Below are 18714 nucleotides of genomic sequence, written 5' to 3'. Positions count from 1 at the left end.
TTTAATCCCCGCACGTACTTTCGTGTAAAGGCACAAGGTTATTAAAACGTGACTGTATTTGTTCTTTGGTAGGCTCATTTTCTTGTACAAATATAGCTACATTACCAACCAGGTTGTTTATACGGGTCAGTTCTTCCTCTGTTTTTTCGGACGGATGCTCATCTATCACGCCGCCGTGAGCATAGGCTTTTGGAAATAGCCAGTTGAGGACATTAGCAGATGACACTTCTTCGCTGTGTCCTATGTTACTTTTTTTGCCGAAGAACGTCTCAATATCCTGTTTCAGAAAGTCATTCCAATCTTTTTTCTGATAGTCACTCTTGTCGCCTACATATACGTAGAAGTTAGCTTTATCGGGTACGGCTGGCAGAACCTTGCCGTATATCTTCACTGAGCTAGGCATCATACCTGCATCGTACCGTCGTCCGAGCACTTCATCATCACCGCCAATGAAGTTCCAACCAAAGTATTTCAGAAACTCGCCGCCCGTCATACCATTCCAGTGAACGTGTGTCAGCTGATCCATCTTATCGTGAAAGTCTATCGGTATGCTGCCCACTTCCGCGCTACACGTAGTGGAATTTCCGCTTACTACTTGAAATTCATCCTTTGAAAAGTCAACCGCCTTACCGTTAACCAGTATTTGTGTGCGGTAATGGTAATGCTGGTAGGTCGGTTTCCTAAGATGTTCAGGAGTAGATGCGTATACATAGCCGTACACTCCGCCGACTAACAATACAATCGCAGCGGCTATGCCAGCTGTATACACAATGGCTTTTTTATTGAGTTTCAAAAAACGATTATGGGTATTTTCTTTCGGTTCGTTATCCGAATTATTATTTTGATCCACGACTTTATTTATTCCTTTCATATGTCTTTTTCATTCCCCAGCTATGCAAGAGTACTCCGAGGATTATTATCAGCCAAGCCCCTACGCCAAAAAAACGATGCAGTAAGACGCCCAGCCCGAATGCAATGAGGCAGGCACCAAACAATGATGCCTGCCATTCGCTGTATTTGGCACTAACTAACTTTTGATTGTCTTTTCCGTGTTTCATAGTTTAGCCTCTCAACAGTTTTATGATTGCAAAGACTACGATAGCAGCCAGTATAGCCCAGCAAGCCCGGTACAGTATTTTTTGATAGTTGGGATGATTATCGTTCATTTTAGTGTCCACTGTGCATCATTTCGTTCATTTCGCCAGTAGAATAACCCCAGTCTTGCTGCCATTGCTTCATCTCAGCAATTTCCTTATCTTGTGCCGTGATGATAGCTTGACTGAGTTGTTTTATCTCATCGTGTTTCGCTCGTGAGGCTGACAGCTTAGCCATATCTACAGCTCCCTCGTGATGAGTGATCATCATCTCAATGAATGCTTTGTCGTAGTCATCGCCAGATAAACCCTCTAGCTGCTTGTTCATATCCATCATAGACATTGAGTTATGATCCGTTGCCTTTGATTGTTGCTGAGTTGTAACGGATGTATTTGTATTCTTAGTTTCATTTTGATTGCCTAACGTGTAACCGCCAAATCCAGCCGCTACGATGATTGCAATCAGTGCTATTGTCATTATGCTTTTACTTTTCATAGTTATCTCCAATCCTTAGTTATCCGATTATTGTTTAGTCCAATAACTTATTCCATTCGGTTTTTTGCCAACTTTAATGCGAGCAACTTCTTTTCCATCGTTATTATCAACTACTGAAACGTCATTGCTTTCCATATTTGTAACGTATGTGTACCAATCATCTGGCGAAACAACCACGCCGTGCGGTGCTGTGCCAACTGGTATAGTTTGAACTGTTTTTGCTTGCTGGACGTCAACTTTATACAAGCTGTTTCCTGCCGACTGCCCAAAGTCATTACCCTGGTCTGCGACATACGCATACCGAGCATCAGACGTTGGGTACAGCTGTAATGGTCCTTTTGCATCGCCTGGTAACTTCGCATACCGTACATTGCCATTGGAAGTGTCTACAATAGCCACGCTTTTATCCGTAAAGACAGATACTAAAGCATATTTCCCATCTGCGGTAATACCAGTTTGTACAGGCGTACCATTCAACGGTATATACTCAAATGCAAGTGTTGCTAAACTCAATTTGCCCATACTTTTGTCTCCCATCAGTGCAACGTACGCATATTTCCCATCAGGCGATACGCGTAGTCCGTGGGGTTGAGCATTGGTTTTAGCTTTTGCTGTTCCAACAACTTTAAAGGTTTCAGCATCAATTTTGTACACCTCACCCTTATTCTGGGATGTAGCCAGAGCAAATTTACTGTCAGGCGTTAGAACCACGTGTGCTAAGTGCTGGTCGCTTCCTATATCAATCCGTCTAGTTATCTTGTCTGTTAAGGGATCAATGACAACAACTTGATCGGAACTGGTAGATACTTCATCGTGTCCTTCATCGGCATACGCCGTAGGGAATAGTTTGTCCAGTATACGTGTCTTCAAGCTCGTTGTATGGTTTGCCATAGCATTTGCAGTAACCCATACAGATTTGCCATCAGGGGCAACCTGGACGTTGTGTGCCATATACATTGTGCCATCGGCATCTTCTTTATTGGCTAGGTCAATTTCTGTAATGACAGAGCGTGATTTGGGACTAATTACGTCTATTCTTCCAGCATCTTCGGCTGCGACATACACCTTGTCATTCGCATTTTTCGCTCCCATAACAGGGAAAAGTAGAAATGCAGCTACCACTACAAGCAGGACAGATATTCCACCCGTTAGCCATAGATATTTTCTTTTCATTTGTACTCCAAAGGTATCTTAGATTGTGTTTGCGTATTAACAAACATAATCTCAGGCTCTGAATACCCCATAGAGAATATATATTGGTATCTTTGGCGGCGGTTTTATCACATCAGCATAAAGTTCCTGCTTTAGAGTTTTACTATCGGATAGCCAGTTCATATCTTGTACGTAAAAGGGCAACACCGGCTCATCATCGTCTTCGTTTTCGTCATTCCTAATAGCATTTTCTTCTCGGCTAACAACCGCCGTGCGGCATAGCGTTGAACAGGACCTTGTATCGCTGGAATTGTGGCTCATCCCGCCCATCTCGTGCGACATTGTACTCATTGCAGACGTATGCCCAGCAACAGTAACAGAATTAAGGAGCAGAACAGCTAATAAAATCAGAGCAGACTTTATTGCTGTTATGTACTTCATCTCTATTTGCCCCTGATGTTTGTTAGCTCGTACAAGCTCAACATTTCAGTAACTGCCTGCTCCTGGTCTGTCTCCGAGCCGGAACTGAGGTTTTCTTTAATGTGTGTTCGTACGTGGTTTTCAAGTATCAGCTTATTTAAAGAGCCGAGAGACTTTTGAATGGCTAGGTTTTGCGTAAGTATGTCCATACAATAGTCTTCGTTTTCAATCATCTTTTGAATACCACGCATCTGACCTTCAAGGATTTTGGCACGATGTAGTGCACGCTGCTTTATATCGCTAATCATAACTCTATTGTAGTACCCCCAGGGGGTACTATGCAAGTCTAGGTCTAGGGAACAGGTCTGCTTTTCGCCTGCTTGTTCGCTCAGGAGGAGAGCGGCTGGGTTCGAACTAAATAACAGAGGTGGCTACGAAAGAACCGCCCTTTCGGACGGTTCCAACATTTGTGCTTTGTAATCAGCACGTATCTTTCTTGGCTGAGCAAGGAGAGAAGTTGCAGCCAGGTCTAGGAACTGGGTCTGCGCTTTTCTCTGCTTGCTCTGGCTCCGGCGACTGGGCTCGAACCAGTGACCTAGGCGTTAACAGCGCCCCGCTCTACCACTGAGCTACGCCGGAATAGCGTATAACAGTACGGCGAGCCGTACTGAGGTACAGGCGATATTATAGACTGATTTTGCAACGTAAGTCAAATGCTCGCCGAAAGTTTAGCCTACTTTAAAAGTACGTACTGCACTCTATCGATAATTTTTCCAGCTCCATTGAGAGCATCATCGACATCAGACTTAATAAAATAATCGTCCGACGATTTCTCCAAGGACGAGAGGTGGATATAGTTGCGCTTTTTTCTTAAACCAGTAGCCACTGCATATAACTGATTGTCCAAGATTTTCAAACGTTTTGCCGCACTATTAATGTCATCAAAACCAAGATCATGTGAAGTACTTTTTGGTCTCTTTTCTTTCTTTACTACAGTAAACTTTGCTCCTTCAAAGTCTGAACAGTCGTGGTTTATCTGTGATAGCTCAGTGTAGTGCCAAGTGAAGCCCAGTGCTTCTTCCTTAGCTTTGCCCATGACAATATACTCTCGGATACTATACTCAAAAATAGACTCTACTATGGACGCTGTGTACACAATAATGTCTTTATATAATGTGTAAGACAGGTTATCTTCTTTTAGCTGATCAGAACTGGCAATTAATAAAGTGATGTATCGAAGATAAATGGCCGCGTTGCTTTTAAGCGTACCGTTTCTTACAAAATCAAAACGCGCCTCAAACTTCTCCAGTGGAGGAATGGCTGTAATAAATTCATCGGTCATTTTGCAGGAGTCAAGAGATTAGCTAGCGACTCGTAGCCAATACTTTTGAAGTATTTACTCGCGTCCTCGAGACTTGCAGTGCTTTTGCCCTTCCCATACAACTGCTCAACTTTTTGTATTTTGGTCTTCGGTTGTTCGGTTTTTGAGCGCTGCTGATTTGATTCTTGGGATTGCTTCTTTGTCATACATCCCTCCTTGTGCTTACGCTTGTTCTACTTCAATTGTATCTGCTCTCAAATATTATTGCCAGCGGTGCTTAATTAAGCGTTCATTAACTCAAAGTATCTATATGCCGCTCGACCGCCGCCTTCGCCAGCGGCAACTCCAACGCCGTAAACGTCTCCAACATACTCTGCAGCGTCGCGTCACTGGCTTTGATGTCTGCCAGGTATTCCTCCAGGCGCTTTACCAGCCAGGCCTCATCCTCGGTCAGCACCAAGGCAACGGTCGGTTCGCCCTTCCCTACCACCTCCAGAGAACGGGCCGAGCGGCCCTTCTTGCGTAACCTGCCTGCGGCAACCAGGCCGTCCACATGCACCGCCACGGTCGAGACGGAACTATATTCCAGCGCCCGCATAATCTCGCGATAGCTGGGGCCGTAGCCATGCTGTTTGATGAAGGCTTGAATGTAATCAAGCAGTGCGTGCTGGGCTTTTGTCGGTCTTTTTGCCGGATTGTGTGCGGCGGGTGCTTCGCTCATGCGTTCCATTATCCGCCAGCGGCAACAGACCGGCAAGTCCCCACCAGACTAGCGCCGTCGGGTCGTCGGCCCAACCATGCAGGAACAGGTTGATGACGGCAATGCCCCAGAAGCTGGCAAACAGCCCCAGGGCCAGCGGCGAGGCACCGCGCGATTGCACCAGGCGCCACAGCCGCCGCGCTACTATATATAAGATAGTCAGCAGCAGCCCCAGACCGATGATACCCACCTCCTGTGCCACCTGGACATAATAATTCTCGGCGATGCGCGGGCCGTTAGGACTGTAAAAGCTGGCCGGCCCTGCCTCGCCCGGGCCGCGGCCGAACGGATGCAAGGCGGCATCGACAATACCGCCGGCGGTCGCTTCAAAATGTTTGTCAGTCGAACCTTCGGTCAGGCTGGGGTCGCCAGGGCTGGAGTGGAAGATGGCCAGGCGGATGGCCGGTACGGATTCGGCCACCAACACCAGCACCCCCAGGATGATAACCACCAGGGCACCGTAGCGTTTTGCCAGCCGCAACAAGCGCTTGCGGCCGGCCAGTGCCAGCAGCAACGCGATCATTACCGCCACCGCCCCGAGCCAGGCGCTGCGCGATCCCGTAGCGAAGATACCAAGCGCTACGATTGCCACCGCCGGCACCGTCAGCGCCAGCCGCTGCCGCCGCGCCGCCAGTACGCTCAGCATGCCCAGCGGCAATAACAGGAACATGCCAAGCGTATTCGGCCCCCTGAGTGTCGCAAAAGCCCGCAGGGCATGCTCCTGCTCATCCACCAGTATGAAGGGCGCTATCGTCGTAAATTTGTCATAACCGAACTGCACCAGGAAATCGCGCGGTATCACCGTGACCTGCAGCAGCCCGATAAGCGCCACTAATACCCCGCAAACCAGGACGGTGCGCGTCAGCCATGTCCGCAGCCGCACTGTCCCGTGCGGGAACAGCTCTACCAGCAGCTGCGCCAGCAGGAAGATTGCCAGAAAGCGCAGATTGGTCATCAGGCCGGCCAGCGTGGAGCCGCCCGGGGTCTGCAGAATGGCCGCAAGCAGCAGGTGCAGCCCTAAAAAGGCAAAGATTACAAGGCTGATGGGCCGCCGGACGACGCGCAGGAACACATCACGGTACCAATAGGCGCTGGTCAGCAACCCGATAATCGCCACCCCCAGCACCAGCTCCTTCCAGGACTTCCACACCAGCTCATTACCAAGCGCCGCGCCCGCCCAGGTGCTAAGGAAGGCATGAAACGACATCAAAGCAATGACCAGCGCGACCGCACCGGCCGCAAACAGGCCCGCCAACCGCGCGAACCCCTGCCCTGCCGCCATGCCCTTCAGCTGTGATTTCACTCCCTTAATGATACAATACTGCCAGGTCAACCCTACAAACATATGCCTACTAAATCCGCCCGGTCGTACAGCTTATCGCTGATTATCGCCGATTTCATCATCCTGGTTGCCGCCTTCAGCGTGGCCTATTTTATACGTACCCAAATAGACACCCGGCCGCTGCTGGTGCCGGTCTATGCCTATGATTTCTTTGTGACCGCACTGATCATCGCGCCGCTCTGGCAGATCATCTTCGGATTCCTGGGACTCTATAGTTCGTCGGTCTATTCCAAGCGGCTGACCGAAGTTGGCCGGTTGTTCATCGGCAGCTTCATCGGCATCCTGTTGATGCTTGGTTTTTCGTACGCCATCAACCGGCCGATCTTCCCGGCCCGCCTGGTGGCCATTTATAGCTTTGGCGGCGCCTTCATCCTGCTGGTCCTGGGCCGCGAAATCATGCGCCAGTTACGTACTTATCTCTTCCGCATCGGTGTCGGCATCAATAAGATAATGATCATCGGCGAGAGTGACGCCACGCGTGACATCGTGGGCAGCCTCAGCGATACCCGCCGCTCCGGCTACCGCGTCGTGGCCCTGGTCTGTCCCAAGCACCTGGTGCCCCATGGTTTCCGCGGCGAGCACTTTACCTCCGTTGATAAAGCCCTGGCTGCACTGGAAAGCATGGGCGTCACCGGTATCATCCAGACTAACCTGTACGAATCGGCCACCCATAACCAGAATATTTTGAGCGTCGCCCAGGAGCGCCACATCCAGTACAGTTTCATCCCTGGCGAAGCCGAGTTTTACTCCGGCAAGAACACCATCGATATCTTTTTGGGCTATCCCATCATCAACGTCCACCAGACGCCGCTGATCGGCTGGGGTGAGCTGGTAAAGCGCTGGTTTGATGTGCTGGCTACCAGCCTGGCGCTCATCGTGCTGTCACCACTGTTCTTGTTGCTTATTTTACTACAATTGATACTCAATCCTGGACCGGTCTTTTACCTGAGCAAACGGCTCACCCGCTATTCAGAGCCTTTCCGCCTCATCAAATTCCGCAGCATGAGCAGCAAGTACGGCAAGAAGGACGCCGCCGAAGAATTCCGCGAGATGGGCAGGGAAGACCTGGCCCGCGAATACGAGATCAACCGCAAAGTGGTCAATGATCCACGCATCACCATGTTCGGCCGGTTCATCCGGGCTACCTCGTTGGATGAATTGCCACAGCTGTTCAACGTCCTGAAGGGCGACCTGAGCTTGGTGGGTCCGCGCCCCATCCTGCCGCAGGAACTGCCCCTCTACCGTGGCCGCGGCGCCCTGTTGCACAGCGTCAAATCAGGCATTACCGGCCTCTGGCAGGTTTCAGGCCGTAACCAATTGCGCTTTGAGCAGCGCGTCGAACTTGAGCTATACTATGCACAGAACTGGAGTTTTTGGCTGGACATGAAAATCCTGCTCAAGACTCTCCCGGTCGTCATATTTAAACGGGGGGCACGATGAGCGAGACAGAAGAGACCAGCAGCCCTGAGATTGCGATTGTCTGCGACTGGCTCACCAATATGGGCGGCGCCGAGCGCGTCGTCTTGGCGATGCACGAGGCGTTTCCGGATGCGCCAATCTTTACCTCGGTGTTCAACCCGGAGGGCTGCCCGGCCTTCTTAGGCCTGGATGTGCGCACCACCTGGCTGCAGAAATTGCCAAAATCCCTGCGCTATAAGCACCAGCTCTGGCCGGTGCTGCGGCCTGCCGCCTTTAAGAAGTTAGATCTTAAGGAATACGACATCATCCTGTCCAGCGCCAGCGCCGAAGCCAAGGCAGTCGTCACCCGAAAACAGATGGCCATGCACATCTGCTATTGCCACAGCCCCATCCGCTATTACTGGAGCCACTACGAGGAATACATGCAGAATCCGGGCTTTGGCATGCTCAATCCCCTCGTCCGGCTGGTCATGCCGGCTTTTGTGCGCTGGATGCGGAAGCGCGACCTGGAGAGTACTCACGGCGTCAACCGCTTCATTGCCAACTCCCATGAGGTACAACGCCGCATCAAAGAGTACTATAACCGCGATTCCGAAGTCATCTTCCCGCCGGTCGACACCAACCGCCTGCGCCCGCAGGCACCGGTGCAGAAGCAGGATTACTACCTGGTGGTCGGCCGCCAGATTCCCTACAAGCGGCTCGACCTGGCCGTCGTGGCCTGCTCGCAGCTGAACAAGCGGCTGGTCGTGATCGGCAAGGGAAGTGAACACGAGGAGCTGAAGCGGCGGGGCGGCGCCAACGTGCTCTTTTTGGAGAACATTGAGGACGCTGACATCACTGCTTATTTCCAGCAGGCCAAGGCGCTCATCTTCCCTGGCCGCGAAGATTTTGGCATCACACCGGTAGAGGCGCTTTCCGCCGGCACGCCCGTCATCGCCTACAAGAACGGCGGCGCGCTCGATTATATCCAGGATGGCATCAACGGCGTCTTCTTTGAATCACAGACGGTCGACTCACTGATGGCAGCCATCGGACGTTTTGAAATGATCAACTTTGACCCCCGCACCGTCAGCGACTCCGCCGAGCGTTTCAGCACTGCCCGTTTCATCAACGAGCTGCGCGAGTCAGTCCTGAACCACACTAATCCGAATGCCGGCCCGCCGCCCGCTCCCCAGCCTCCGGCCCTGCCGCCGACGCCGCCGAAGATCGGTCCGATCCGTCCTGATGACGACGGGGATGTTTTGGTTTGAAGATGACCCGGCGGTAGAAGAAGTAATTCCAGACCGTAATGCCCAGGGTGACGATAATCTTGCCGTATTCCGGCCCGATACCATAGTCATCAAGCCACTGCAGCGCCAGGTTGAGCACCAGCAGGTTCACCGCCAGGAGCACGGCATACTTCAGTGCCTGCTTGCCGGTGTGCTTGGCACCGCCCTTGGCCTTGAAAGCCCATTTCTTGTTGACGACGAAGTTAAAAAGCAGACCGGCGATATATCCGGCGGTCGCCGCCACGGGGAGGGGAGCGTGCAGGCCATGGAACAAGGCAACCAATACCACGTAGTCAAGTACTGACGAAGCCGTTCCCACCACCGAGTACCGGAAAAAGGGTTTCTTGGTCAGTGGTTTTGTCATGATGGGTGCGTGCGTTGCAGCAAGGCCTAGGTGGCCTTGGCCTTTTGGATCGCCTTGGCGATATCACCGACGCGCTGGCTCATATCCTTGCGGGCCACCAGGATACCGTGCTTGGTATTGACGACGACGATGTTATCCAGGCCGATGACGGCGACGGGCTTGTCCTCCTCGTTGCGGATGAAAGCGTTCTCGACTTCCAGTGGATAGATGTCCTTGCCCTTGCAGAAGTTACCGGCTTCATCTGACGGGTTGGCGTCATGCAGGTCCTTGAAGGAGCCGACGTCCATCCAGTCGAAGGTGGCGGGGACGGCCAGCAGGTTGTCGACCTTTTCGATCAGGGCGATGTCGATGGTTTCGTTCTCAAAGCTAAGATAGGTGTCGTTGTAGCGCTTGGCGTCCTCGTTGATGTCCTGCAGCTTCTGGAAGTTCTCATACAGGACCGGCGCGTGCTTTTGCATAGCGCCCAAGAAGATGGTCAGCGTACCGACGAAGTAGCCGCAGTTCCAGAGGTAGCGGCCGCTTTCAACGTAGTTGCGGGCGGTGTCGAAATCTGGTTTTTCCTTGAAGTCGCAGACGTAGTGGACGATGGAATCAAGCCGGATCGGCTCACCTTTCTCGATATAGCCAAAGCCTGTCGCCGGGTTGGTCGGCTCAACACCCACCAGGGCGATGGAGCGCTTCTCTTTGGCGGCGGCGGCGGCGATGATGAAGGAACGGGCAAAGCCCTCGGCGTCACGGACATGGTGGTCGGCATGGATGAAGGCGATCGGCTCCTCGGCATCATGGCGGCGGGCCAGACAATCCAGGGCGGCCACGATACAGCTGGCGGTGCCGCGGCGGCCCGGCTCGACAATGAAGGCTTCCGGTGCCAGCTCGGGCAACTGGGCGCGTAGTTCGTCGGCGTGGCCGGACTCGGTGACGATGTAGACGCTGTCGGCCACCTTGGCGGCGCGGTCATAGGTGGTCTGCAGCATGGAGCGCTCGCCGGTCAACGACAGCAAGTGCTTGGGGAACGAAGGGGTTGAGAGGGGCCAGAGACGGGTGCCTGAGCCACCGGCGATAATAACGATAATCATAGAGAAGATTATAGCAAGTCTTTGCGACGATTGCATAAAACGGGTATATTAACCACATATCCTATGGCTCACCGTAAAATAAACACCGCCCGGCAGCTCGCATCCCGCTTTTTTGCCTCTGACGGCGGCAAGGCCGTCATGCTTGCCGTCGGCTGGCAGCTGATGATGACCGTCATGGGTATCATCTTTGATTCGACCTTGAACAACATCTTCCAGCGGCCCGCCAGCCCCGAGCCGCACGGCATGCTGGGCCATACGCTCCGCTGGGACGCCGGGTGGTATCAGGCAATCGTGCATGGTGCCTATGCCGATCCTGCCAGCGCCTCACCTGTCTTTTACCCCCTCTTCCCGCTGATGGTCTGGTTGCTCGACGGCCTCTCGTTCGGACTGCTGGGCGAGCCGCTGTCTGCCCTGATCATCAACACCGCAGCCACCGCCTGTATCATCCTGGCCCTGGCGAGGATCGCTGAGCACTTCGTCGGCCGCAAGCACCGCTGGTGGCTGCCAGCCATCTTCCTGACCTCGCCCGCCGCTATTTTCCTGCATTTCTTCTACACAGAGGCCATCTTCTGTGCCGTCGGCTTCTGGGCCTACCTGTTCGCACTGCAGCGCCGCTGGTGGGCGATGGGGCTGGCGCTGGCCGTCCTGACCGCAGTGCGCCTGCCCGCCATCCTGTTTGTGGCCTTGTGCGGCCTGGAGTTCATACGTGCCTACGGCTGGAACATCCGCCAGACACTCAACCGCAACCTCCTGTGGTTCTTGCTGGCGCCACTCGGCTTCGTGCTGTATGGCCTGTACCTGCAGCTGGTTCGCGGCGATTTCCTGTTGATGCTGCACGCCTACAAGTTGACCGATGACTGGCCCTACCAGGTCTTCAACCCCAACATTTTTGAGCTTTACCGCGAGACGGCCCGCCGGGTGCGTGACGCGCTGCTGACGCCGGTGCCGTTTGACGAGGGCATCTTCGTCAACCTGCTGCTACCGATGATCGGGCTGATGGTACTGTTCGCCGCCGCGGTCTATTCGCTGTGGTACAAGCGGAAAGCCGGCATTCCGCTGGCCGTCTTCGGCATCCTGGCCATGGTAATGTTCAGCCTCAACAGCAATCTCATTTCCGTTAACCGCTACCTACTGCCGTGCATCGTCATCTATATCGCCATCCTGCACCTCTCGTTACGACGCGGCTGGCTGCGGCCGGTGACCTACGGTTGTATTTATGTCGGCATATTATTACAGGCCTACCTCTATATCCTCTTCGTCAACAACTACTTTGCCGGCTAATCCGTTGACCACTGTCGGTCTGTATGGTTAGCTATAGATGATATCAGCTATAATTAAAAAGCAAACACATGAAAAACACCCCTATCAAGACTACTAGTAGAAAGACTCTTTTGATCGCCGGACTGGTTGCGACGGTGCTTGTTGTGGGCAGCAGTCTGGCCTACTTCCTGGTGAACGACAGCCTGCGCAGTATCGTCGGCACCGACGCCGACTACAGCCAGGGGCAGGACGCCGACGACAGCCAGAACCCGGCTCCGGTCGACAATCCGGAGGCCACCCCCACGCCGCTGCCATACCCCGACACCAAGACCCCCCAGGCGAATGATGCCGGCGATAACGGCAATACTTCCGGTGGCGTCAATCTGACCATCACGGCCGCCAACCAGAATGAAGGTACCCTGCAGATCCGCACCCAGATCGATGCCGTCTGGAACGGCACCTGTTACCTCAACCTCACCATGGGCGACAAGCGCGTCAGCCGTGAGGCCGGCATCCAGGCCATGGCCAGCACCTCAACCTGCCAGGGCTTCGACGTGCCTGTCAGCGAATTGGCGCCTGGCGAATGGAACCTGGAAGTCTCTGCCAGCCACGATGACAAGAAAACTGCTACCTCTCAAAAGATAACCATCAAGTAGCCCCGCCGCAGCCATGCTCTCCCTCCCCTCCACAAAATTTAAACGGCCCTCCCGCCTCACCACCTTTATCGTGGCCACCTTCGTCACGACGGCCGGCTTTATGATGTACGGTCTGGGCAACGATCGGGCCGATGCGGCCGTTCCAGGCTGGAACGCCGGCAACATCATCAGCGACGGCGTCATGACCAACAAGACATCCATGTCCGCCGCCGCCATCCAGTCATTCCTAAACGACCGCATGCCAAACTGCGACACTTGGGGCGTCCAACCCTCAGAGTACGGCGGTGGTACGCGCCGCCAGTGGGCCGAAGCCCGCGGCTACAGCGCCCCGTTTACCTGCCTGCGTGATTATAGCGAGAACGGCAAGACTGCCGCCCAGATCATCTACGATGCCTCCCACGAGTTCAACATCAACCCTCAGGTGCTGATTGTCCTGTTACAGAAAGAGCAGGGCCTGGTCACCGATGCCTGGCCGGTCAGCATCCAGTACAAGACCGCCACCGGCTATGGCTGTCCGGACACCGCCCCATGCGACTCACAGTACTACGGCCTTACCAACCAGCTGCGCTGGGCCGCCCGCATGTTCCGCGCCATCATGAACGCCAGCCCCAGCTGGTATACGCCGTACGTCGTTGGCAACAACTACATCCAGTACAACCCCAACAAGTCGTGCGGTGGCACTAACGTCACTATTCAGAACCGCGCCACCCAGGCCCTCTACAACTACACCCCGTACCAGCCCAACCAGGGTGCACTTGATGCCACCTGGGGCACCGCCAACTGTGGCGCCTATGGCAATCGCAACTTCTACCTGTACTTCACCAACTGGTTCGGCTCTACCCAGGGCTGGCCATACCACTATGGCCGCGTCTGGCAGGGCATCTACTCCGACGCCGCCCGCACCACCCAGATCAACGACGCTAACAACCACGCCAACCTGGCAGCCGGACAAACGGTGTATCTGCGGCTGGTCGTCGTCAACCGCGGCGCCAACACCTGGACCGCCAATACCGTCAAACTGGCCCCGCACAACCCGCGTGACCGCGGCTCGGCCATGTGGGACAGCTCCTGGCTTGCCGGCAACCGCATCGCTTACATGAAAGAAAGTACCGTCCGCCCGGGCGAAAACGCCACTTTCGAGTTTGCGATGAAAGCACCGAACAACGCCGCCTACTTCCAAGAAGACCTGACGCTCGTCATGGACGGCGCCGCCTGGTTCAACAATACCAACACGAACTTCAAGTTCACCATCACTGCGCCGCCCGCCCCGCCACAGACCGGCGGTAACGGCGGCACCACCACCCCTCCGCCGCCTGCCAACATGCTTGATACTAACAAGGGCCTTAAGCCCGGCCAATGGCTTAAGTCGAGCAATGGCAAATACTCGCTACACATGCAGAACGACGGCAACCTGGTTCTTTACTCGCAGCGTGGCGCCATCTGGGGCTCGGGCACCAATGCCCGTTCAATCGCAGCCGTCTATATGCAGGCTGACGGCAACCTGGTCATGTACGACACCAACAACCGCCCCACCTGGGCCAGCAACAGCGGCGGCGGCACCTCGCCTAAGCTCTTTGTGCAGGATGATGGCAACGTCGTCATCTACAGTGGCAGCAAAGCGCTGTGGGCGACTGGTACTAGCGGCCGCTGGTAATCCCCGCACGTACCGCTCAATAAAAAATAGCTCCTACGCCTGGGAGCTATTTTTTAAGCAGAGAGGCTCTTACGATAACTCGAACGGAATCCCTTTCATCGCCGCATTCTTAATGAAGCCAGGCTTCCAGTAGGCGATGTCGTATTCCTTCTGCAGCGCGTCGCGATGCTTCAGGTAGTACCCGCGGTCATGGATCGGCGAACCGATGAAACGCGCTGGCACCCCGATGCTGTGCGAATGCGCCACCAGCCCGATGACTGTCGCCGCCCCATCGTTCGGATGGTAGTACATATGAACGGCGTTGCGGATGGACACATCGAGACTGATCTTACGGGCCGCCTCCGGCAGCTGCGCCGTGCACTTCCTGAAATCACTGATGAAATCGACGGCAGACGCCTGTATCTCGCGCAGATTCTGCAGCATGGTCTCGTCGCGGTCTTCCTCGGCGGTCACCGCCACGTATTCCTTGCCATGTTTCTTGAGGCCGACGACGCTCTGCTGGGCAGGGTTGGTAAAGAAATACTCCATGACCTCGACGGCGCCGCGGGTCAGGATCGCCTGTTCTTTGGTCAGGTCATTACGCCGGTCAAGGAACGCACCCATAGCATTGCCCATCGGAATCGTCACCTCGTTATCGTGGATGCCAAAGTAGTATCCGGTAAACTCCGATTTCAGCAGCGTGTTCAGAGAACGCTGCATCGAGCCGTTCCAACCGACATCAACGATAGCCTTATTGCGCCCCATGCCCTGCTTCAGCCCTTCCTCCCTGAAGTAATCAAGCAGCAGCGTCCGCTCTTTGTGCGCCAGCTCGCGCACCACGTCCGCCAGCAGCATGAAGGCCGCCTTCATGCGCTGCTGCAGCAGCGACGTATCGATGCGCGTCTCAGGCTCCAGGCCAAGCTGCTGCAGCACAGTACGCACGCGCGGTTCGTTGGTCTCCAGCCCCAGACGGCCGATGTAGTCACTCACCAGCAGCGGATAATCAGTCGAGGTCAGGAAGGTGATATCCTCGGGCGCGAACGCACCAGTCAGTTTAGGCAGGTTATAGAGCCGGCGCGAAGCCAGCAGGTAGTGCGATGGCAAGGCACGTTCCCGCCAGTACTCGTCATAGGCCCGCTGCATGATAGCGCCATCGCGCGCCAAAAAGTACAACTCATCCACGCCGTCAGTATTGGCCTGTGTATGCAGCCATTGCACATACCCCAGCAGCAATGGACCGAATATTGAGTAGCCGATGCTCTCGGCGTGCGTCGCCAGTCCACCCGCCGCGATCTTGCCGGCGATGATCCCAGTAATCATGCTGTGCTGGGTATCCTCAATCGAGTAGGACGACTGCAGGCTGCTGCGGTACAGCATACCACCCTGCGCCGTCTGGCTGACCGGCTGCGTCTCGTATGACATCTTCTTCAGGTTCTGTTCCAGGTGGATGGTATCGATGCCGTAGGCCTGCGCCCAGTGGATATCGCTGTGCTCATTGTCGCCGACGTGCAGGTAATTACTGTCTGGAAACAGCGTGAACAGCCGGGCGTACGCCGTACCGTCGTGCTTGGCGACGCCATCCTCGGCCGAGACGATCAGCTCATCCCACTCATCAAAACCGTTCTTCTTCAGCAGTTGCTTCACGAAGCTTTTCTTCAGGTACATATCGCTGATGAAGACCACTTGCTTGCCCGCCTCCCGCGCCTGCTTATACAGCTTCACGCCGGCGGCGTTCGGCTCCAGCAGGATGGATTCGACGTCCAGCTCCGCCCGCTTCAGCGCCTCGATGAACGCCTCGTTATAATTGCCGCGCCTGGCGATGATGCCATAAATCGCATCGATATCCGCGTTGGGATTAATGGTCTTGTACGCCTCTATTTCGGCGTCTACCCGTAGCTTGGCAAAATCGGCCGTGATGAAGTGGGGACTGACCGCATTGAAATACTCCTGGACAATCCGGAACACGTCGGTCGGCCGGGCCACCTTGCGTATCAGGACGGTATCGAAGATATCAAATGATACGACGTCTGCCTGCTCTATCTTGTCCTTGTACGTCGTGTCCATCTATATCCGTCCTGCCTTCTTAATCGTGTTCTTTACTTTGTGGAGTGTCAGCCGCGGCACCTTTTTGGCGATGCGGTACAGGCTCTTGATATGCGCCCCGGTCGTCCGCTCACCCAAGGTGCGCCGCACTTCTTCAACCTGTTGGTTGAGTTGCTGTGTCTGACATTCGATCTTCTCGAGTTGCCGCTCCATATCGCGCCGGTTATCGCGCTGGGCGCGCAAGTGGCTGAACATGTAGCCAAAGCCCAGGCTGCCACGCTGCAGATCCTCACGCAGGAACTTATTAGCAACCTGGTTAAGGTAATACTCGTGCTTGTCGATGCCGGCAAAGACGCTGTTGCCGTTGATGCCCTTCACGTTCGGACGGTGATGGTAGTAGGCAAGGGCAGTGTCGCTGTTGATGAAATCGATGTCATGCAGCCGGATAAACCGCAGTGCAAAGTCCCAGTCGCCCAGCACCGGCAGGTTCTCGTCGTAATAACCGATCTTGTCGTAGACGGCGCGGCGGTACAAAAAAGTGATCGGCGTGGCGTAATTATCGATGCACATGCTATAGAAATTAATAGCCTTGGCCCACGGCAGCCAGCGCTCTACCAGCTTGATATGCACCACGTCGTCGATGATGTCCTCGACTACCCGGTCGGTCGTCACCACCACGCCCTGCATGCCGTTATCTTCCAGCCGCTCGGTGGTTGCTTTCAAAAAATCCGGATGCCAGGTGTCGTCATCATCGTGGATGGCGATGAAGGTCGAGTCGACACTCTTGATCGCCTTGTTGGAAGCCGCTTCCATGCCGCGCGACTCAGTATTGTGGATGATCTTGACGCGTCCGCGGATCAGCTGCTCATGTTTTTTGACCAGGTCTTCCACGATGGCAGGATCACCCGCATCATTGATGATCACATGAACAAAATCCTCCATCGTCTGCTGATGCACGCTCTTGATGGCGCGCTCCAACAACAATCCCCGATCCTTCGTCCTGGTAATGACAGCTACTTTCGGAATATGCTTACCGTTTGACATAAAACTCCTTATGGTTGTTCATGAACCCATCTATCAGGGCTACGTCCCGTTTATCCTTTTCTTCACCCCGGTTGGCCTTCATAGCCCGCACCACTGCCGGTGCTGCGAACTTGATGCCATTATAGTAGAAATGCAGCCGGGGATTGGTGACGATCTCATCGATTGAGTCGGCATACCAGTGAGCATGCTCATTGTGGCTGGAGATGTCGGGATTGTCGGTGCGCACCAATGCTTCGCCGCGGTGCAGATAATCAATGTCGTTGACATCACGCAGCCCCAGGATGCCCAGGGTGCTGCTGGAATCGATGCAGATATCATCACGCTGCCGGATATCACTGGGCGCCGCCGCCATGAACTCCCGGAACAACCGGCCGAACTTGGCAGGGAACTCACGCTCCAGCTCCACGCCCAATACCGCCCGTGACCCGGCATGGAAGAACATGCGCGTCAGACGGTGCGCTTCTTCCGGCGTGTCGCTGATGTGGATGCTGTGGTTTTCTTTGCCCCACATCGCCCGCAGTTTCACCTTTTCTTCGCGGCGCCCTGCCTCATCCAGATCCGAGCGGACGATATAGACCCGCAGCGGCGCCGTGCCCGCAAAGCAGCCCTCCGCCTTGTTCACGACGTGCTCCAGATGGTCGTCATCATTCCACCATTCACCGGCGTAGAGCTGGCGGATGACCGCCTTGGCATTCAATCGGGCTGCCGGGATTTCTTTGACATTCAGCACGTCGCCGAACGACCTGATGATGCCGTCCGCTTCGTCGCGGTGATCCTCGGCGGTGGGGAAGACGATGACCACGTACATCTGCCTGGGTGCCAGTGCGATGTACTCCACCGTCATAGCATCCACATACTCTTCCGCCAGCCCGGTGTTGAGGTGCTCACGCGCCCAGAACGCCCAGTAGGAAAAGAAGTCATGGTTCCACTGGCCGGCCGTCATCTCCTCGTTGATGAAGGTGTTGACGAACCTGTCCAGCACCAGCGCCGTGCTCACCCGGTGCGCCCCGTTCTCCAATTTCCCTTCGCGGTCCAGGCTGACCGGCGCTTCGTGGTGGCGGAACTTCCCGTTCTGCGCCGACTCGATGACCTCGACGAACGACCGCCGGAAATCCTCATAGCTGTTCTTAAGCGGTGCCTTCTCGTAAAACCCGTTCCAGGCGCGGATGTGTTCGCGGTAGAGCTCTTCTGGCCAGGTCGAGGTGTTGCCCTCGATGTACGCCCGCGCAAAGACCGTCTTGGCAGCGATATCCAAGCGGTGCGGCCCGATCAGGTCGTGCGGACTATACAGCCGCTGCCCGGCCAGCTTGGCCCGTATACGGCGATACAGGCTCACCTGGTTGTTGCTGGCCGATTCACGCGCCAT

The 18714-nt window shown here is 54.8% G+C and carries 20 protein-coding genes and 1 tRNA gene; 5 read left to right on the top strand and 16 right to left on the bottom strand.

Going from position 1 to position 18714, the window contains the following annotated elements:
* Nucleotide 1: 1 nt before the first annotated feature.
* From JNJ66_07215 to JNJ66_07165, 11 genes are all read right to left on the bottom strand, one after another.
* The gene (locus JNJ66_07215; protein MBL8160213.1) at nt 2-871 is read right to left on the bottom strand and encodes a hypothetical protein; all 870 of its coding nucleotides are present in this window, start codon (nt 869-871) and stop codon (nt 2-4) included.
* Nucleotides 855-1058, bottom strand: a complete 204-nt coding sequence (locus JNJ66_07210; protein MBL8160212.1) for a hypothetical protein — start codon at nt 1056-1058, stop codon at nt 855-857. The genes JNJ66_07215 and JNJ66_07210 overlap by 17 nt, the downstream gene beginning before the upstream one ends.
* Before the next feature lie 109 nt (nt 1059-1167).
* Nucleotides 1168-1590: a DUF305 domain-containing protein gene (locus tag JNJ66_07205; protein MBL8160211.1), complete on the bottom strand. Its 423-nt coding sequence runs from the start codon at nt 1588-1590 to the stop codon at nt 1168-1170.
* 27 nt (nt 1591-1617) lie between these two features.
* Complete coding sequence (locus JNJ66_07200; GenBank protein ID MBL8160210.1) at nt 1618-2763, bottom strand: YncE family protein; 1146 nt, start codon at nt 2761-2763, stop codon at nt 1618-1620.
* A gap of 51 nt (nt 2764-2814) precedes the next feature.
* Nucleotides 2815-3183, bottom strand: coding sequence for a hypothetical protein (locus JNJ66_07195; GenBank protein MBL8160209.1), 369 nt, complete (start codon nt 3181-3183; stop codon nt 2815-2817).
* Nucleotides 3184-3185: 2 nt separating this feature from the next.
* Nucleotides 3186-3470, bottom strand: a complete 285-nt coding sequence (locus tag JNJ66_07190) for a metal-sensitive transcriptional regulator (protein MBL8160208.1) — start codon at nt 3468-3470, stop codon at nt 3186-3188.
* Nucleotides 3471-3726: 256 nt separating this feature from the next.
* A tRNA-Asn gene (locus tag JNJ66_07185) sits at nt 3727-3801 on the bottom strand.
* 94 nt (nt 3802-3895) lie between these two features.
* Nucleotides 3896-4504, bottom strand: a complete 609-nt coding sequence (locus tag JNJ66_07180; GenBank protein MBL8160207.1) for a hypothetical protein — start codon at nt 4502-4504, stop codon at nt 3896-3898.
* On the bottom strand, nt 4501-4689 hold the full coding sequence (locus JNJ66_07175) for a hypothetical protein (protein MBL8160206.1): 189 nt from the start codon (nt 4687-4689) through the stop codon (nt 4501-4503). The genes JNJ66_07180 and JNJ66_07175 overlap by 4 nt, the downstream gene beginning before the upstream one ends.
* A gap of 86 nt (nt 4690-4775) precedes the next feature.
* The gene (locus tag JNJ66_07170) at nt 4776-5204 is read right to left on the bottom strand and encodes a hypothetical protein (protein ID MBL8160205.1); all 429 of its coding nucleotides are present in this window, start codon (nt 5202-5204) and stop codon (nt 4776-4778) included.
* Nucleotides 5137-6546, bottom strand: a complete 1410-nt coding sequence (locus JNJ66_07165; protein ID MBL8160204.1) for an O-antigen ligase family protein — start codon at nt 6544-6546, stop codon at nt 5137-5139. Before JNJ66_07165 ends, JNJ66_07170 begins: the two co-directional genes overlap by 68 nt.
* Before the next feature lie 42 nt (nt 6547-6588).
* Between JNJ66_07165 and JNJ66_07160 the strand changes: the two genes are divergently transcribed.
* Together JNJ66_07160 and JNJ66_07155 are read left to right on the top strand one after the other, a co-directional pair.
* Nucleotides 6589-8025, top strand: a complete 1437-nt coding sequence (locus JNJ66_07160) for a sugar transferase (protein MBL8160203.1) — start codon at nt 6589-6591, stop codon at nt 8023-8025.
* Nucleotides 8022-9254: a glycosyltransferase gene (locus JNJ66_07155; protein MBL8160202.1), complete on the top strand. Its 1233-nt coding sequence runs from the start codon at nt 8022-8024 to the stop codon at nt 9252-9254. The genes JNJ66_07160 and JNJ66_07155 overlap by 4 nt, the downstream gene beginning before the upstream one ends.
* Here the strand turns inward: JNJ66_07155 and JNJ66_07150 are convergent.
* Together JNJ66_07150 and JNJ66_07145 are read right to left on the bottom strand one after the other, a co-directional pair.
* The gene (locus JNJ66_07150; protein MBL8160201.1) at nt 9145-9636 is read right to left on the bottom strand and encodes a GtrA family protein; all 492 of its coding nucleotides are present in this window, start codon (nt 9634-9636) and stop codon (nt 9145-9147) included. The genes JNJ66_07155 and JNJ66_07150 overlap by 110 nt on opposite strands.
* 26 nt (nt 9637-9662) lie before the next feature.
* Nucleotides 9663-10712, bottom strand: a complete 1050-nt coding sequence (locus JNJ66_07145; protein MBL8160200.1) for a mannose-1-phosphate guanylyltransferase — start codon at nt 10710-10712, stop codon at nt 9663-9665.
* A 63-nt stretch (nt 10713-10775) separates the two neighbouring features.
* On the opposite strand from JNJ66_07145, the gene JNJ66_07140 reads away from it, so the two are divergent.
* From JNJ66_07140 to JNJ66_07130, 3 genes are all read left to right on the top strand, one after another.
* On the top strand, nt 10776-11993 hold the full coding sequence (locus JNJ66_07140; GenBank protein MBL8160199.1) for a hypothetical protein: 1218 nt from the start codon (nt 10776-10778) through the stop codon (nt 11991-11993).
* A 68-nt stretch (nt 11994-12061) separates the two neighbouring features.
* Nucleotides 12062-12628, top strand: a complete 567-nt coding sequence (locus JNJ66_07135; GenBank protein ID MBL8160198.1) for a hypothetical protein — start codon at nt 12062-12064, stop codon at nt 12626-12628.
* A gap of 1321 nt (nt 12629-13949) precedes the next feature.
* A complete protein-coding gene (locus JNJ66_07130; GenBank protein ID MBL8160197.1) occupies nt 13950-14282 on the top strand; it encodes a lectin in 333 nt (110 codons plus the stop codon).
* Nucleotides 14283-14351: 69 nt separating this feature from the next.
* On the opposite strand, the gene JNJ66_07125 is transcribed toward JNJ66_07130, so the two are convergent.
* Genes JNJ66_07125 through JNJ66_07115 form a run of 3 tightly spaced genes read right to left on the bottom strand, consistent with a single transcriptional unit; the run spans nt 14352 to nt 18714 of the window.
* Nucleotides 14352-16325 (bottom strand): hypothetical protein, encoded by a 1974-nt coding sequence (locus JNJ66_07125; protein ID MBL8160196.1) that lies wholly within the window; start codon nt 16323-16325, stop codon nt 14352-14354.
* Complete coding sequence (locus tag JNJ66_07120) at nt 16326-17348, bottom strand: glycosyltransferase family 2 protein (GenBank protein ID MBL8160195.1); 1023 nt, start codon at nt 17346-17348, stop codon at nt 16326-16328. It abuts the gene before it with no gap.
* Nucleotides 17335-18714, bottom strand: coding sequence for a hypothetical protein (locus JNJ66_07115; GenBank protein ID MBL8160194.1), 1380 nt, complete (start codon nt 18712-18714; stop codon nt 17335-17337). The genes JNJ66_07120 and JNJ66_07115 overlap by 14 nt, the downstream gene beginning before the upstream one ends.

This window comes from Candidatus Saccharibacteria bacterium (genome assembly GCA_016789455.1).
Lineage (GTDB): Bacteria > Patescibacteriota > Saccharimonadia > Saccharimonadales > Saccharimonadaceae > CAIJKY01.
This window is presented reverse-complemented; position numbering and strand designations above follow the sequence as displayed.

Excerpts from the sequence above, each read along its gene's own strand:
- JNJ66_07215 (MBL8160213.1), bottom strand. The coding sequence starts at position 871 with ATGAAAGGAATAAATAAAGTCGTGGATCAAAATAATAATTCGGATAAC.
- JNJ66_07210 (MBL8160212.1), bottom strand. The coding sequence starts at position 1,058 with ATGAAACACGGAAAAGACAATCAAAAGTTAGTTAGTGCCAAATACAGC.
- JNJ66_07205 (MBL8160211.1), bottom strand. The coding sequence starts at position 1,590 with ATGAAAAGTAAAAGCATAATGACAATAGCACTGATTGCAATCATCGTA.
- JNJ66_07200 (MBL8160210.1), bottom strand. The coding sequence starts at position 2,763 with ATGAAAAGAAAATATCTATGGCTAACGGGTGGAATATCTGTCCTGCTT.
- JNJ66_07195 (MBL8160209.1), bottom strand. The coding sequence starts at position 3,183 with ATGAAGTACATAACAGCAATAAAGTCTGCTCTGATTTTATTAGCTGTT.
- JNJ66_07190 (MBL8160208.1), bottom strand. The coding sequence starts at position 3,470 with ATGATTAGCGATATAAAGCAGCGTGCACTACATCGTGCCAAAATCCTT.
- JNJ66_07180 (MBL8160207.1), bottom strand. The coding sequence starts at position 4,504 with ATGACCGATGAATTTATTACAGCCATTCCTCCACTGGAGAAGTTTGAG.
- JNJ66_07175 (MBL8160206.1), bottom strand. The coding sequence starts at position 4,689 with ATGACAAAGAAGCAATCCCAAGAATCAAATCAGCAGCGCTCAAAAACC.
- JNJ66_07170 (MBL8160205.1), bottom strand. The coding sequence starts at position 5,204 with ATGAGCGAAGCACCCGCCGCACACAATCCGGCAAAAAGACCGACAAAA.
- JNJ66_07160 (MBL8160203.1), top strand. The coding sequence starts at position 6,589 with ATGCCTACTAAATCCGCCCGGTCGTACAGCTTATCGCTGATTATCGCC.
- JNJ66_07155 (MBL8160202.1), top strand. The coding sequence starts at position 8,022 with ATGAGCGAGACAGAAGAGACCAGCAGCCCTGAGATTGCGATTGTCTGC.
- JNJ66_07150 (MBL8160201.1), bottom strand. The coding sequence starts at position 9,636 with ATGACAAAACCACTGACCAAGAAACCCTTTTTCCGGTACTCGGTGGTG.
- JNJ66_07145 (MBL8160200.1), bottom strand. The coding sequence starts at position 10,712 with ATGATTATCGTTATTATCGCCGGTGGCTCAGGCACCCGTCTCTGGCCC.
- JNJ66_07140 (MBL8160199.1), top strand. The coding sequence starts at position 10,776 with ATGGCTCACCGTAAAATAAACACCGCCCGGCAGCTCGCATCCCGCTTT.
- JNJ66_07135 (MBL8160198.1), top strand. The coding sequence starts at position 12,062 with ATGAAAAACACCCCTATCAAGACTACTAGTAGAAAGACTCTTTTGATC.
- JNJ66_07130 (MBL8160197.1), top strand. The coding sequence starts at position 13,950 with ATGCTTGATACTAACAAGGGCCTTAAGCCCGGCCAATGGCTTAAGTCG.
- JNJ66_07125 (MBL8160196.1), bottom strand. The coding sequence starts at position 16,325 with ATGGACACGACGTACAAGGACAAGATAGAGCAGGCAGACGTCGTATCA.
- JNJ66_07120 (MBL8160195.1), bottom strand. The coding sequence starts at position 17,348 with ATGTCAAACGGTAAGCATATTCCGAAAGTAGCTGTCATTACCAGGACG.
- JNJ66_07115 (MBL8160194.1), bottom strand. The coding sequence starts at position 18,714 with ATGGCGCGTGAATCGGCCAGCAACAACCAGGTGAGCCTGTATCGCCGT.